The following is a 13,916-nucleotide window of genomic DNA, read 5'->3' on the forward strand; positions in this document are numbered from 1 at the left end:
GAACCGAGGACACTTCCGGGCGACATGCATTAGGGCGGGAATGGTGCCGCTGGCCTTCAGAGGACTTCGGATCCGTCCTTTGCCGCGTTCCGGCTTTCCTGATCCATCTGGCGGCGAATGACTGCACGTGGATAAGCGCCATCTGCCACGGCCCCGGCCATGACCCGGTTGCGGCCTCAAGCGAATGAGCGACGAAGCGCCGATGTCGGATAGTCCTTCCGAAACCGTGACGGTTCCGGCGTGCGCCCGGTACGATGGCGCGCCAGTGATTTTCCGGATCGCAAGGGCAATAAGCGCGCCGGTTTATAAAGGATTAAAATCCACTCTGGAGGACGCTGCGGATCTTGTCTGCGTTCTGCGCCAGCACTTCAGGATTCTCCATCGCGCCCGTGTGCGGCTTCAGGGGGATGCCGTCGAAACGCGGGATGACATGGACATGCAGATGATAGACGGTTTGTCCGGATGCAGGCTCATTGAACTGCATGACGGTGACGCCATCGGCATTGAGAGCCTTGCTGACCGCGCGTGCCACTTTCTGAACGACCGTGAAAAGGGGGCTGAATGTCGACGGATCGGCGTCGAGCAGATTGCGCGACGGCGCTTTCGGCACCACCAGTGTATGGCCCGGTCCTTGCGGCATCACATCCATGAAGGCCACGACAGCCTCGTCCTCGTATACACGGTGCGAGGGTATTTCGCCGCGCAGGATTTTCGCGAAGATGTTGTCGGTGTCATAGGCGGCCTCAGTCATGGCGAACGCTCCGGAATATGCCTTATAGTCCGATGTAGCGAAGCCGCCTCCGAGCGGCAAGACGAAGCTGCGGAGATCGGCCGAGATCGACCGTGCCGGCCTCGACGAGATGTGCCAGGCCGAAAAGGAGAAAGAAGGTTGCGAAGCCGAGGGCCAGTCGTACGCTTGCCTTCGAGCCGGGCAGGCGTGTCGAAAAGCTGCTATTCCTCGAGATCCTTGCGAAACGGAGTATGTTCTTCCAGATATTCGCTCATCCGCTCCACCTCGCGCCGCTCGCGCCCGAGATAGTCGGCGACCGCTTTGCGCAGGCCGGGGTGCGCGATGTAATGCGCCGAATGCATGGTCACCGGCCGATAGCCGCGCGCCAGCTTGTGCTCGCCTTGCGCGCCGGCTTCGACCACCGTCAGCTTGCGTTCGATGGCGAAGTCGATGGCCTGATGATAGCAGACCTCGAAATGCAGGTAGGGGTGATCCTCGATGCAGCCCCAATTGCGGCCGTAGAGTGCGTCGGAGCCGATGAAGTTGATTGCGCCGGCAATATAGCGCCCGTTGCGTTTGGCCATGACCAGCAGGATATCGTCCGCCATGCGTTCGCCGATTAGCGAGAAGAACTGGCGATTCAGGTAGGGACGGCCCCATTTGCGGCTGCCGGTGTCCATATAGAAGGCGAAGAAGTCGTCCCAGGCCTTTTCGGTCAGGTCCTTGCCGGTCAGCCAGTCGATCGTGATGCCATCGCCAAGGGCTTCGCGCCGTTCCTTCTTCATCGCCTTGCGCTTGCGTGAGGCAAGCGTGGCGAGGAAGTCGTCATAGGTGGAAAAGCCTTCGTTGAAGAAGTGGAATTGCTGGTCGGTGCGATGCAGGAAGCCTGCGGCTTCCAGCGTCGCGACGTCGCTCTCCTGCGCGAAAGTGACGTGTGCCGAGGATACGCCGAGTTTGTCGGTCACCATTTTGAGCCCGGCGGCAAGCCCGGCCTTCACCGCATCCTGATCCTCGCCTTTGCCGACCAGCAGGCGCGGGCCGGTGACGGGCGTGAACGGCACGGCGCTTTGCAGTTTTGGATAGTAACGGCCGCCGGCGCGCTCGAAGGCATCCGACCAGCCGTGATCGAACACATATTCGCCCTGGCTGTGCGACTTGAGATAACAGGGAACAGCGCCGAGCAGCCTGCCTTGCGCGGTTTCCAGCCGCAGGTGATTGCCTTGCCAGCCAGTGCGCCGCACGGCGCAGCCGGAATCCTCCAGAGCGCTCAAAAAAGCGAATGAAACAAGCGGGTTATACCCAACTTCCGCGTCGCCACGCGTGGTTCCGGCAAAGCCGTTCCATTCATCGCAGGTAAAGGCTCCGATACCGGCGGCGATGCGGATCGAATAGTCCGCGTTCGCCGTTTGTCCGTCGCAGTCGTCGCCCTGATCCATGAGGCTTATTTAAGCTCCATTCGGGCCGCTACAAGTCACGTTTCGGGCACCTGCTCAGGCGACTTTGACCAGGTCGGGTTCGAACCCTTCGAACGTCATCTGGTCGGCATATCTAAAGGTCAGGTCGACCGCCGGCTGGTCATGCACCGTCCAGGTGATGACAGGCATTCTGAGCTTTTCGCGTACGAAGCTGACAAACGGGTTCGGCAGGTCGCCGGCGGCATAGGAGGTAAAGCAGAGTTCGTGCGCCAGCATGGAAAAATGTGCCTCGATCAGCTTGGCGTCCTTGCCATAGGCGGTCAATCCGGCCGGAATGCCGGGCGCATATTTGGGGAAATCGCGGATCAGCCAGTGATCGAACGACATGATCGCCGCCTTGCCCTTGTATCGCTTCAGCATCTTGCCGACTCGCCCCACCAGGCCTTCGTCACGGCCGGGAATCCCCTTCAGCTCGACAACCATGGGCACGCGGCCGTCGACAAGGTCGAGCGCTTCCTGCAGCGTCGGCACGTGATCCGCCGTGCCGCCGACCTTGAGCGCGGTAAGTTCGGCCGCGCTGCGTTGCCAGACGAAACCGTCCTGTCCGGTCAGCCGTTGCAAATCGTCATCATGGATGACCACGGGAACGCCATCCGACGACAGATGCGCGTCGCATTCGATGGCGTAGCCGCGTTCGGCCGCGGCAGCGAAGGCGGAAAGCGTGTTTTCCCAGCGCGTCTTGTTCATGTCGTGAAAGCCGCGATGGGCAACCGGCCGGGCAGTCAGCCAGGAGAGGTCGGTCATGTCCGCACCTTCACTCATTCGACTTCGAAGATCGCTTCGATTTCCACCGCGGCATTAAGCGGCAGGGAGGCGGTGCCGACGGCGGAGCGTGCATGCTTGCCGGCTTCGCCAAGCGCGGCAACCAGGAAATCGGACGCGCCGTTGGCGACCAGATGCTGCTCGACGAAGTCGGGGGTCGACGCCACGAAGACGGTGATCTTGACCAGACGGCGGATCTTCTCGAGGTCGCCAAGTGCCGCCTTGACTTGCGCCAGGATGTTGATGGCGCAGTATTTCGCCGCGTCCTTGCCGCTTGCCGTGTCGACGTCGCGGCCGAGCAGTCCGCTCGCCTGGAGCTTGCCGTCCTTGAGCGGCAATTGTCCTGCCGTGAACAGCAGGTTGCCGGTCCTGCAATAGGGCACGTAGTTGGCGGCAGGCGCGGCGGCAACAGGAAGCGTCACGCCGAGATCACTTAGCCGCTTTTCGATTGTTTCACTCATTGCTTTTCCCTATTGCTGGAAGGTGCTGCGCTAGCCGGGCCGAAATTGCTATTTTTGCCTCGCTTCCGCCACGACTTTTTTTAAGCTGGACCATCTTTCCCTGCGGCCTGCCATCAGCCGCGACGATTGGAGTACCTCATGCGCGCAACGCGCCTTGCATTCCGCGCCGTTCTGTTGTCGGCGCTCTTCCCCGTGGGCTCCGCTTTCGCCGTGCCGGCGCTGCAGGCGCATCGCGCCGTCTACGATCTCACCCTCAAGAAGGCGGATGATCGATCCGGCATCACCGGTATCACCGGCCGCATGGTCTACGAGTTCAACGGCTCGGCCTGCGAAGGCTATACGGTGAAATTCCGCTTCGTCACCCAGATCGCGACCAACGACAACACCAAGCTGACCGACCAGCAGACCACCACCTTCGAGGACGCGGAAGGCAAGATGTTTTCTTTCGTGACGAAGTCCTTCGTCGATCAGAACCTCGACAAGGAGGTCAAGGGCGTCGCGACAAAGAATTCCAAGGGGCTGAAGGTCGATATCGACAAGCCGGAGAAGAGCAGTCTGGAACTCGCGGCCACCCAGTTTCCGACCCAGCACCTGGTCGAGCTGATCGGCAAGGCCGAAAAAGGCGAAAACTTCTACCAGACCAACCTGTTCGACGGCTCGGAGGACGCCAACAAGGTGATGACGACCACGGTTGTGGTTGGCAAGAAGACCGAAGCCGACAAGGCCGATCCGGAAGCGCCGGCACTGGCCAAGCTTGCCGCCGACAAATATTGGCCGGTCGACATCGCCTATTTCGACGACAGTGCCCAGAACGGCGAGGAAGTGCCGGAATACCGGATCAGCTTCAAGCTGCACGAGAACGGCATCACCCGTGATCTCGTCATGGACTATGGCGACTTCTCCATGACCGGCAAGCTGGTCAACTTGTCGCTGTTCGACCAGACAAAGCCTTGCCCGGTATCGAAATAGCAGCGATGCGCAGGTGAGCTGGCCGCGGCGGGCTTGATGGCGGTCTATGTCGATGCGGCGATCTGGAAGTGGGCCGGCCATCGCTGGTGCCATCTGATGGCCGACGACACCGACGAGCTGCACCGTTTCGCATCGCAGCTTGGCGTGAAGCGCTCGTCCTACCAGGGACCGCCCAGGACATCGGCTCCCCACTATGACATAACCGGCTTCGAGCGCGACCGGGCGGTGCGGCTCGGCGCCGTCGAATGCAGCCGCGAGGAGATCGTCGCGATCTTCCGGCGCGTGCGGGTGCCCAACGGCAAGGTAAAGCGCTGAGCGCAGGGCGCGGATCGTCGCATGTCACGCCGCGGATGCCGCGGTGCTTGCGTTTATCGCGCTTCCCCTCTATATGCGCGCTCATTCCACACACGGACTTTGGTGTCTGCCCGGGAGAAATCCGGCTGAAACCTCCGGTGGCGTTCGAGGACCTCGGTCCAAAAAATGCCTGTGTCCGTGGAGGCTAACCGGAAAGGAAAATGAGAATGGCACTGCCTGATTTCAGCATGCGCCAGCTTTTGGAAGCTGGCATTCACTTCGGCCACCAGACCCACCGCTGGAACCCGAAGATGGCGCCCTACATCTACGGCGCCCGCAACAACATCCACATCATCGACCTGTCGCAGACGGTGCCTTTGCTGCACCAGGCGCTGAAGCAGGTTTCCGACACCGTTGCCAAGGGCGGCCGTGTGCTGTTCGTCGGCACCAAGCGCCAGGCATCCGACATCGTCGCCGATGCCGCGCAGCGTTCGGCCCAGTACTACGTCAATTCGCGCTGGCTCGGCGGCATGCTGACCAACTGGAAGACGATCTCGAATTCGATCCAGCGTCTGCGCAAGCTCGACGAGATGCTGGCCGGCGAGGCGCAAGGCCTGACCAAGAAGGAACGCCTGAACCTCGATCGTGAGCGCGAGAAGCTCGACAAGGCGCTCGGCGGCATCAAGGACATGGGCTCGACGCCCGACCTGATGTTCGTGATCGACACCAACAAGGAGGCGATCGCCATCCTCGAGGCGAAGCGCCTGGGCATTCCGGTCGTCGCTATCATCGATTCGAACTGCGATCCGGACAAGATCGACTTCCCGATCCCCGGCAATGACGACGCGGCCCGCGCCATCCAGCTTTATTGCGACCTGATCGCCAAGGCTGCGATCGACGGCATCGCCCGTCAGCAGGGCGCGCTCGGCGTCGACATCGGCGCTTCGGTCGAAGCTCCGGTCGAGCCGGCGCTCGATCCGGCTCCGGCGTCGGAAGCCCCCGAGGCTTGATAATCGAAGGCCGGCTTGCGGCCTTCATCTTTCTCATATTTTGGCACGCTAAACAGACGCACCGTCGAGATTCGATGGTGCGTCGGCGCATTTGAAACAAAGAGGCGACAATGAGCATTTCGGCTGCACAGGTCAAAGAACTCCGCGACTTGACCGGCGCGGGCATGATGGACTGCAAGGCGGCGTTGAACGAGACCAACGGCAACATGGAAGAGGCCGTCGACTGGCTGCGCAAGAAGGGCATCTCCAAGGCCGACAAGAAGGCCGGCCGCACCGCCGCCGAAGGGCTGATCGGCGTCGACAACGGGGTGCGCGAAGCCGCCGTCGTCGAGGTCAATTCCGAGACCGACTTCGTCGCCCGCAATGCAGCCTTCCAGGAAATCGTTGCCAACGTCGCCAAGGTGGCGCTTGCCTATGGCACGACCGAGGCTGTTGCCGCTGCCAAATATCCGGGCTCCGACAAGTCGGTCACCGACACCATCAAGGATGCTGTCGGCACCATTGGCGAGAACCTGGGTTTCCGCCGCTCGGCCAAGCTGACCGTGCCGCATGGCGCGGTTGCGACCTACGTCCACAATTCGGTTGCCGATGGCCTTGGCAAGCTCGGGGTGCTGGTCGCGATCGAGACCACCGGCAATGAGCATGCCGCCAATGCCTTTGGCCGCCAGGTCGCCATGCATGTCGCCGCCACCAACCCGATGGCGCTGACGGCGGAACAGATCGACCCGGCAGCAGTCGAGCGCGAGAAGGCAATCTTCTCCGACCAGGCGCGCCAGTCCGGCAAGCCAGAAGCCATCATCGAGAAGATGGTCGAGGGTCGCCTGCGCAAGTTCTATGAGGAAGTCGTGCTCTTGAAGCAGGCCTTCGTGCTCAATCCCGACATCACCGTCGAGAAGGCGCTGAAGGATGCTGAAAAGGAAATCGGCGCGCCGGCCAAGATCACGGCCTATCTGCGCTTCGCGCTTGGTGAGGGCATCGAGAAGGAAGAGTCCGATTTCGCCGCGGAAGTCGCGGCGGCGGTCAAGAAGTAAGCGTCCTACCGCATTATTGCGACTGTGTTTTTCGGCCGGGCGTCCGCAAGGAAGCCCGGCCGATCTCGTTTGCGGTATCGATAAAGGCCCTGAGCTTCGGCGCCATTGCCGCGCGACGCGGAAAGTAGAGGAAAAGGCCGGGTTCCTCGATCGCCGATTGCGGCAGAACCTGCACCAGGCGCCCGGCCGCCAGATCCGCGCGCGCCAGCGGCTCGAACATATAGGCCAGACCGACGCCAGCGAGCGCCAGATCAATGGCCGCGAGAGAGTCCGTCACGATGGCTGTACCGCTGGTTTCCATGACGACATCCTTGCCGTCCTCGGTCAAATCCCAGCGATAGAGGGCACCCGAGCGGACAAGCCGGTAGCCGATGCAATTGTGATTCGCGAGATCGGCTACGCGGCGCGGACGGCCGCGTCGCCCGATATAGGCGGGAGAGGCGACGATGACGACTTTGAAGGGCTGCGTCAGCCGGATGGCCACCATGTCCTGCGCGATCATCTCGCCGAGCCGGATGCCGGCGTCAAAACCTTCGCCGACGATGTCGACCAATCCCTGATCGGCAAAAACCTCCACCGTAATGTCGGGATAGCGCTCGGCCATCGCGGCGACGACCGGCGTCACCGCCAATGGGATCGCGATGTTGGAGGCGTTGATCCTGAGCAGGCCGGACGGCCTGCCCTTGACGCTGCGGATACGGTCCATCCGCTCGGCAATATCCTGGAGGGCAGGGGCCGCCGTTTCCACAAGCGCCTTGCCGGCCTCAGTGAGTGAAACGCTGCGCGTCGTGCGCGCAAACAGCGGCTGGCCGATCCGCTCCTCGACGAGGCGCACCGCATGGCTGACCGCCGACGGGCTCATCCCCAGTTCGGCCGCGGCAAGCGCGAAGCCGCCGCGCCGGGCGACGGCAACGATGACAGGCAAGTGGGTGAGCAGGTCCCGGTCCATTCATGAACTGTATCGCATAGTTCATGCAGATAATGCAATCTTATCAGCGCCAAGACAGAGGTCCACATTGTCACCAATACATCGGCGATCGGGCTGACGGCATAAAGGAGAAGAGACATGAATGACTTGAAACACGTTACCTTCGCCGCAGGCCTTGCCTTGGCACCCGTCGATGCCGGTGGTGCCGAACCCATCGGCTGGCAGGCGCTTGCAGATGAACGCGCCGTCATCCGTATCGCCGATGCCATCGATCGCGCCGTCGACGCGCAGGACTGGAAACGCGCCCGCTTCTATTTCGCGGATCGCGTCACCGCCGACTTCAGCAGCCTATCCGGGCAGCCTGCGGCCAACATTGCTTCCGACGATTTGATCGGCGCCTGGGCCGGTAACCTCAAGGGCAGCAAGACCAGCCTGCACCTGCGCACCAATCACCAGGTCGTCCTCGAGGCGGACACGGCGACCGTTCTGTCGAACGGCTATGCCTGGAACCGAATGGAGGGCAATGGCGACCCGCTCTGGGAAGTCTGGGGCACATACGAGCACCACCTGACGCGTTCCGGCGCGACCTGGAAGGTCGATGGCTTCACCTTCCGCATGACGCATGAACGCGGCAATTCCTGGGTCAAGGCGACGCCTGGCCAATGACGCCCACATCAAGCGGATAGGGAAAGACAATGACGATGAGCTACTACACACTCGGCAACAGCGGTCTGCGCGTCAGCCGGCTGGCGCTGGGCACGATGACCTTCGGCACGGAATGGGGCTGGGGCGCGGACCGGGATACGGCGCGCGCGATGTTCGACGCCTATGTCGAGGCCGGGGGCAATTTCTTCGACACCGCCGACCTTTATACCCGCGGCACGGCCGAGACCTGGCTCGGTGAATTCGTGGCCGAGCGAGGCTTGCGCGACAAGGCGGTGATCGCCACCAAATTCACCATGAACTCCAACCCCGGCAATCCGAACGCCGGCGGCAATGGCCGCAAGAACATCATGCGTGCCGTCGACGCCTCGCTGAAGCGACTGGGGACGGACTACATCGATCTCTATCTCATGCATATCTGGGACAGGCTGACGCCGGCCGAGGAAGTGCTGCGGACGCTCGACGATCTGGTTCGGGCAGGCAAGATACGTCATGTCGGCCTGTCCGACGTGCCGGCCTGGTATGCCGGACGGGCGCAGGCGATCGCCGAACTGCGCGGCTACGAGCCAATCTCGGCGCTGCAGCTCGAATATTCGCTGGCGGAGCGTGCCATCGAGCATGAATTCGTGCCGTTCGGGACACGACATGGCGCCGGCATCATGGTCTGGAGCCCGCAGGCCAGCGGGCTGTTGAGCGGCAAGTATCGCCCGGCGCAAGCGCGCAATGCCGGCCGGCTCGACGGCTTCCGCAACACCACCCATCCCGGCTTCCAGAAATTCACCGAGCACAACTGGACTGTCGTGGCGGAGTTGGAAAAAGTCGCCGCCGAACTCGGCCGCGGCATGGCTCAGGTGGCGCTCAACTGGGTGGCAACACAGCCAGGAATTGCCACCGTCATTCTAGGGGCAACGCGGCTTTCGCAGTTGCAGGACAACCTTGCGGCGCTCGATTTCTCCATACCGACGGCGCTTCGCCAGCGGCTGGACAAGGTAAGCGGCACGCCGGCGCCTTTCCCGCATTCCTATTTCGGCCCCGAGATCCAGGTCCGTGTCGCCGGCGGAGTCGTGACCGGCGACAAGCCGTCCGGCTATGCATTGCCGGTCGTGGTCGAAGGCGAGGCCGTTGCCATCAGCAGCAACTGATCCAAAAAGCCTGGAATTTTGCATAAGGGCGCGGCGTGACATCGCTGCGCCCTTCGTGTATCCGGTCAACCCGTCATGACAGCACCGCCGGGCGAAGCAGGAGGCCTTTTTTCGCCTTCAGAGCTTGCCGCGCCGGGATTTTCGAGGAACCAGATGACGGCGAAGCCCCTCTACCGACGTGTTCTGTTGAAAGCTTCGGGCGAAGCGTTGATGGGCGAACAGCATTTCGGCATCGACGTCTCGGTCGTGGACCGCATCGCCGGCGACATCGCCGAGGCGCGTGCGCTGGGCATCGAGGTTGGTGTCGTCATTGGCGGCGGCAACATCTTTCGTGGCGTAGCCGTCGCCTCCAAGGGCGGGGACCGCGTCACCGGCGACCATATGGGCATGCTTGCCACGGTCATCAATTCGCTGGCGCTGCGCACGTCGCTGAACAAGATCGGCGTCGACGCCGTTGTGCTGTCCGCAATCGCCATGCCCGAGCTTTGCGAGAGCTTTTCGCAGCGCCAGGCGACCGCCTACATGAACCAGGGCAAGGTGGTGATCTTCGCCGGCGGCACCGGCAATCCGTTCTTCACCACTGATTCTGCTGCCGCGCTCCGTGCGGCTGAAATCGGCGCCGACGCGCTGTTCAAGGGCACCCAGGTCGACGGCGTCTATTCGGCCGACCCGAAAAAGGACCCGAATGCGACACGTTTCGAGCGCATCAGCCACGCCGAAGTCATAAATCGCGGCCTTTCGATCATGGATACGGCTGCGATTGCACTTGCGCGCGAAAACAACATTCCGATAATCGTCTATTCGATCCACGAAAAGGGTGGTTTCGGCGATATTCTGAGGGGCGGCGGCCGTTGTACGGTCGTCGCGGACGAGTGATCCGGGGCCTGATCTTGAAGAAGGGAAACCGGGTTTCGAAATTGGGCTCGAACACGGGGCCTTGCCCCCGAAGCAGTGAACCCGCGGCAGACGGGTCGAGGAGACGAAGATGAGTGGTGAGTACGACGATCTCAAGCGGCGCATGGATGGGGCAATCGCCGCGTTCAAGCATGATCTGGCCTCGCTGCGGACCGGTCGCGCCTCCAGCAACCTGCTCGACGCGATCCAGGTGCAGGCCTATGGCACAACCATGCCGATCAATCAGGTGGCCAACGTCACCGTACCGGAGCCGCGCATGATCTCGGTCTCGGTCTGGGACAAGTCGATGGTCGGCGCGGTCGACCGCGCAATCCGGGAATCCAATCTGGGCTTCAATCCGATCGTCGACGGCACCAACCTGAGAATTCCGCTGCCGGAGCTCAACGAACAACGCCGCAAGGAACTGGTCAAGATTTCGCATGGTTACGCCGAGAACGCCCGTGTCGCTGCGCGCCACGTGCGCCGCGACGGCATGGACTTCCTGAAGAAGGCGGAGAAGGACGGCGACATCAGCGAGGACGATCAGCGCAAGCGTTCCGATCAGGTCCAGAAACTTACCGACGAAACAATCAGCACCATCGATCATCTGCTTTCCGACAAGGAAGCTGAAATCATGCAGGTTTAGGGTTAGCCATTGGCTGACCCGAAAGCGAGATCATGACAACGCCCGCGCATGTCGCGATCATCATGGATGGAAATGGACGCTGGGCCAAGGCGCGCGGCATGCCGAGGCTCGCGGGTCATCGCGCCGGCGTCGAGGCGCTGCGCAAGGCGGTGCGCGCCGCCCCCGGTCTCGGCATCTCCTTCCTGACCGTCTATGCTTTCTCGTCGGAGAACTGGTCGCGGCCGAAGTCCGAGGTCAGCGACCTTATGGGTCTCTTGAAGCTGTTCATCCGTCGCGACCTTGCCGAGTTGCACCAGAGCGGCGTACGGGTCAGGATCATCGGCGACCGGGCAGGGCTGCAGGCCGACATCAGGGGGCTGCTCGAGGAAGCCGAATCGCTGACGGTCCACAACACCTCGCTTACGCTGGTGATCGCCTTCAATTACGGCGGGCGTGACGAGATCGTCCGCACCGCGCGCAAGCTTGCCTTGGCCGTGGCGCGCGGTGAAATCGATAGCGAGGCGATCACCGCCGAAAGCTTTGCCGGCTCCCTCGACACGCAAGGCATTCCCGATCCGGAGCTGGTCATCCGCACCAGCGGCGAGCTTCGCCTGTCCAACTTCCTCTTATGGCAGGCGGCCTACAGCGAACTTGTCTTCCTGCCGTGCTACTGGCCGGATTTCAATCGCGAGCATCTCGCCGAGGCCTTGCGCGAATACGCCAGCCGCGAGCGCCGCTTCGGCGGACTGGGCCCGCAAGACGTCGCTCCGCGGCCCGCCGCGGGATGAGCAACCTTCAGCTGCGTGTGATTTCGGCTGTCGTGCTCGCCATTGTCGCCCTTGGCCTGACTTGGCTTGGCGGCCTGCCGTTCCGGCTGCTGTGCGCCGTCATGTCGGCAATGATCTTTTATGAGTGGACACGCATGTCGCGCCCCGCCGCGACCGACGGGCTTGGTTTCCTGCCGGAAGTGCTGATGGTCATTTTCGTCGGTGCCTTGATCGCCGGCCTGTCCGCATTGTGGCTGCTGCCGCTCGTCATGATTCTGGTCGCGATAACGGCGACCACCGCAGGACTTCGCAAGATCGGCCAGTGGGACGCTGGCGGCCTTGCCTATGCGTGCGTATCGGGGCTGTCGCTTGCCCTGCTGCGCGATGGCGACCATTCGGGTCTCGTCGCCATCCTGTTCCTGTTCGCGGTCGTTTGGGCAACCGACATTTTTGCCTATTTCGTCGGACGCGCCGTCGGTGGGCCCAAACTGGCGCCGTCGATTTCACCAGGCAAGACGCGTAGCGGTGCGTTCGGCGGGGCGGTCGGTGGCGTCGTCGCGGGACTTCTGCTGGCAGTCATTGCCGGCGCCGGCAACCTGGCGTTGCTCGGCCTTGTGGCGCTGGTGCTGTCTGTTGTCGCCCAAGCTGGCGACCTGTTCGAATCCTGGGTCAAACGGCGGCACGGCCGCAAGGATTCGGGCGTGCTCATTCCTGGCCATGGCGGCGTCATGGACCGCGTCGACGGGCTTGTCGCGGCGGCTCTCGCCCTGTACGTCATTGGATGGATTTCGGCGGGCGCCGATCATCCGGCGCAGGGGCTGTTTCCCATCTGAACCTTGTCGTTTTCACGATCTGGTGCGGCATGCCTTGGATTCGCCTGGATTGATGTCACAGTCACGGCGCGACCGCGGAAGAATTTGAGGGCCTGAGTTGAACGAGATTCTTCACGCGATTTTCAGCACGGATGGCCTCTTTCTAGGCACTCTCGTGCCGTTTCTGTTCGTGCTGACCGTGGTGGTGTTCGTTCACGAGATGGGCCACTACCTCGTCGGCCGCTGGTGCGGCATCGGGGTCAGGGCCTTCTCGATCGGCTTCGGTCCGGAACTCATCGGCTTCAACGACAGGCACGGCACGCGCTGGAAGCTTTGCGCCATCCCGCTTGGCGGCTATGTCAAGTTTGTCGGCGACATGAGCGCCACCTCCAGCCAGCCGACATCGGAAGAACTCGAAACGCTGACCGATGAGGAACGCAAGGTTGCCTTCCACACCCAGGCGATCTGGAAGCGCGCCGCAACGGTGGTGGCCGGGCCGCTGTTCAACTTCCTGCTGACGATCGTCGTCTTTTCCGTGCTGTTTGCCTCCTATGGGCGTTATGTCGCAGAGCCCATGGTGGCGGAGGTCACCGCCGACAGTCCAGCGGCCAAGGCCGGCATTTTGCCTGGCGACCGATTCGTCAGCGTTGACGGCAGCAAGGTCGAAACCTTCGGCGACGTGCAGCGGCTGGTGTCGGGCCGGGCCGGCGATACCATCACCTTCGTCATGCTGCGCAGCGGCAAGGAGGTCACGGTGACCGCGACGCCGCAGTTGATGGAACAGGAGGACGCGCTCGGCAACAAGGTCAAGGTTGCGGTGATCGGCGTCGTCAACAACAAGGAACTCGGCCAGCCTCGTCTCATCACATACACCCCGGTGGGAGCCGTTGCGGCAGCCGTTGAGGAAACGGGCCACGTCATCGAGCGCACAGGCCAGTTTCTGCAGCGCTTCGTCGTCGGGCGCGAGGACAAGTGCCAGTTGGGCGGTCCGGTCAAGATCGCCGACATGGCCGGCAAGGCTGCCAAACTCGGTTTCGAGTGGCTGGTGCAGCTTGTCGCGCTGCTCTCCGTCGGCATAGGCATTCTAAACCTTTTGCCGATTCCCCCCCTCGACGGCGGCCATCTGTTGTTCTACGGGGTGGAGGCCGTCATCCGCCGGCCGGTGTCGGAACGGATGATGGAAATGGCCTATCGGGCCGGTCTGCTTCTGGTGCTGTGCTTCATGGCGTTCGTGTTCTGGAACGATCTCTTTGGGTGCTGAAATCATGAAGGAATTTGGCCTGGGCATGGTCGATGTTGAGACGCCGTTTACCATGCACGGGGATATGAGTGACGCGAAAGCCACGCAACAGG

The 13,916-nt window shown here is 62.3% G+C and carries 16 protein-coding genes; 11 read left to right on the top strand and 5 right to left on the bottom strand.

The annotated features are described in order from the left end of the window. Positions 1–313: 313 nt before the first annotated feature. The 4 genes from C7I87_RS14175 to C7I87_RS14190 all read right to left on the bottom strand — a co-directional run bounded on the left by C7I87_RS14175 (position 314) and on the right by C7I87_RS14190 (position 3,428). Positions 314–751 (bottom strand): HIT family protein, encoded by a 438-nt coding sequence (locus C7I87_RS14175; RefSeq protein WP_149904797.1) that lies wholly within the window; start codon positions 749–751, stop codon positions 314–316. Positions 752–951: 200 nt separating this feature from the next. After that, positions 952–2,166, bottom strand: a complete 1,215-nt coding sequence (locus C7I87_RS14180; protein WP_149904798.1) for a GNAT family N-acetyltransferase — start codon at positions 2,164–2,166, stop codon at positions 952–954. Between the two features lie 54 nt (positions 2,167–2,220). Next, positions 2,221–2,949 (bottom strand): glycerophosphodiester phosphodiesterase, encoded by a 729-nt coding sequence (locus C7I87_RS14185; RefSeq protein ID WP_149904922.1) that lies wholly within the window; start codon positions 2,947–2,949, stop codon positions 2,221–2,223. Between the two features lie 14 nt (positions 2,950–2,963). After that, positions 2,964–3,428 (bottom strand): RidA family protein, encoded by a 465-nt coding sequence (locus tag C7I87_RS14190; RefSeq protein ID WP_149904799.1) that lies wholly within the window; start codon positions 3,426–3,428, stop codon positions 2,964–2,966. A 138-nt stretch (positions 3,429–3,566) separates the two neighbouring features. On the opposite strand from C7I87_RS14190, the gene C7I87_RS14195 reads away from it, so the two are divergent. The 4 genes from C7I87_RS14195 (at position 3,567) to tsf (ending at position 6,732) form a co-directional block, all read left to right on the top strand. Continuing rightward, positions 3,567–4,397 carry a cell envelope integrity EipB family protein gene (locus tag C7I87_RS14195; RefSeq protein WP_149904800.1) on the top strand — a complete coding sequence of 277 codons (831 nt, stop codon included), beginning with the start codon at positions 3,567–3,569 and terminating at the stop codon, positions 4,395–4,397. A 36-nt stretch (positions 4,398–4,433) separates the two neighbouring features. Next, the gene (locus C7I87_RS14200; protein WP_149904801.1) at positions 4,434–4,712 is read left to right on the top strand and encodes a DUF4031 domain-containing protein; all 279 of its coding nucleotides are present in this window, start codon (positions 4,434–4,436) and stop codon (positions 4,710–4,712) included. 206 nt (positions 4,713–4,918) lie between these two features. Then, positions 4,919–5,701 carry a 30S ribosomal protein S2 gene (rpsB, locus tag C7I87_RS14205; RefSeq protein WP_023777441.1) on the top strand — a complete coding sequence of 261 codons (783 nt, stop codon included), beginning with the start codon at positions 4,919–4,921 and terminating at the stop codon, positions 5,699–5,701. A gap of 110 nt (positions 5,702–5,811) precedes the next feature. After that, positions 5,812–6,732 carry a translation elongation factor Ts gene (gene tsf / locus C7I87_RS14210; protein ID WP_027142611.1) on the top strand — a complete coding sequence of 307 codons (921 nt, stop codon included), beginning with the start codon at positions 5,812–5,814 and terminating at the stop codon, positions 6,730–6,732. A 13-nt stretch (positions 6,733–6,745) separates the two neighbouring features. On the opposite strand, the gene C7I87_RS14215 is transcribed toward tsf, so the two are convergent. Beyond that, entirely contained in the window at positions 6,746–7,681 is a 936-nt protein-coding gene (locus tag C7I87_RS14215) for a LysR family transcriptional regulator (RefSeq protein ID WP_149904802.1), read from the bottom strand. Between the two features lie 117 nt (positions 7,682–7,798). On the opposite strand from C7I87_RS14215, the gene C7I87_RS14220 reads away from it, so the two are divergent. From C7I87_RS14220 to rseP, 7 genes are all read left to right on the top strand, one after another. Further along, a complete protein-coding gene (locus tag C7I87_RS14220) occupies positions 7,799–8,326 on the top strand; it encodes a nuclear transport factor 2 family protein (RefSeq protein ID WP_149904803.1) in 528 nt (175 codons plus the stop codon). A 29-nt stretch (positions 8,327–8,355) separates the two neighbouring features. Then, positions 8,356–9,465, top strand: a complete 1,110-nt coding sequence (locus C7I87_RS14225; protein WP_149904804.1) for an aldo/keto reductase — start codon at positions 8,356–8,358, stop codon at positions 9,463–9,465. Between the two features lie 153 nt (positions 9,466–9,618). Continuing rightward, positions 9,619–10,341, top strand: coding sequence for a UMP kinase (pyrH, locus tag C7I87_RS14230; RefSeq protein WP_140757466.1), 723 nt, complete (start codon positions 9,619–9,621; stop codon positions 10,339–10,341). Between the two features lie 109 nt (positions 10,342–10,450). Continuing rightward, a complete protein-coding gene (frr, locus tag C7I87_RS14235; RefSeq protein WP_027142617.1) occupies positions 10,451–11,005 on the top strand; it encodes a ribosome recycling factor in 555 nt (184 codons plus the stop codon). A gap of 32 nt (positions 11,006–11,037) precedes the next feature. Then, positions 11,038–11,772 carry an isoprenyl transferase gene (locus C7I87_RS14240; protein WP_149904805.1) on the top strand — a complete coding sequence of 245 codons (735 nt, stop codon included), beginning with the start codon at positions 11,038–11,040 and terminating at the stop codon, positions 11,770–11,772. Then, positions 11,769–12,584 (top strand): phosphatidate cytidylyltransferase, encoded by an 816-nt coding sequence (locus C7I87_RS14245; RefSeq protein ID WP_149904806.1) that lies wholly within the window; start codon positions 11,769–11,771, stop codon positions 12,582–12,584. The genes C7I87_RS14240 and C7I87_RS14245 overlap by 4 nt, the downstream gene beginning before the upstream one ends. A gap of 97 nt (positions 12,585–12,681) precedes the next feature. After that, a complete protein-coding gene (gene rseP / locus C7I87_RS14250; protein ID WP_149904807.1) occupies positions 12,682–13,824 on the top strand; it encodes an RIP metalloprotease RseP in 1,143 nt (380 codons plus the stop codon). Positions 13,825–13,916 lie beyond the last annotated feature (92 nt).

Origin of the sequence: Mesorhizobium sp. SARCC-RB16n (genome assembly GCF_008520305.1) — a bacterium.
GTDB lineage: Bacteria > Pseudomonadota > Alphaproteobacteria > Rhizobiales > Rhizobiaceae > Mesorhizobium.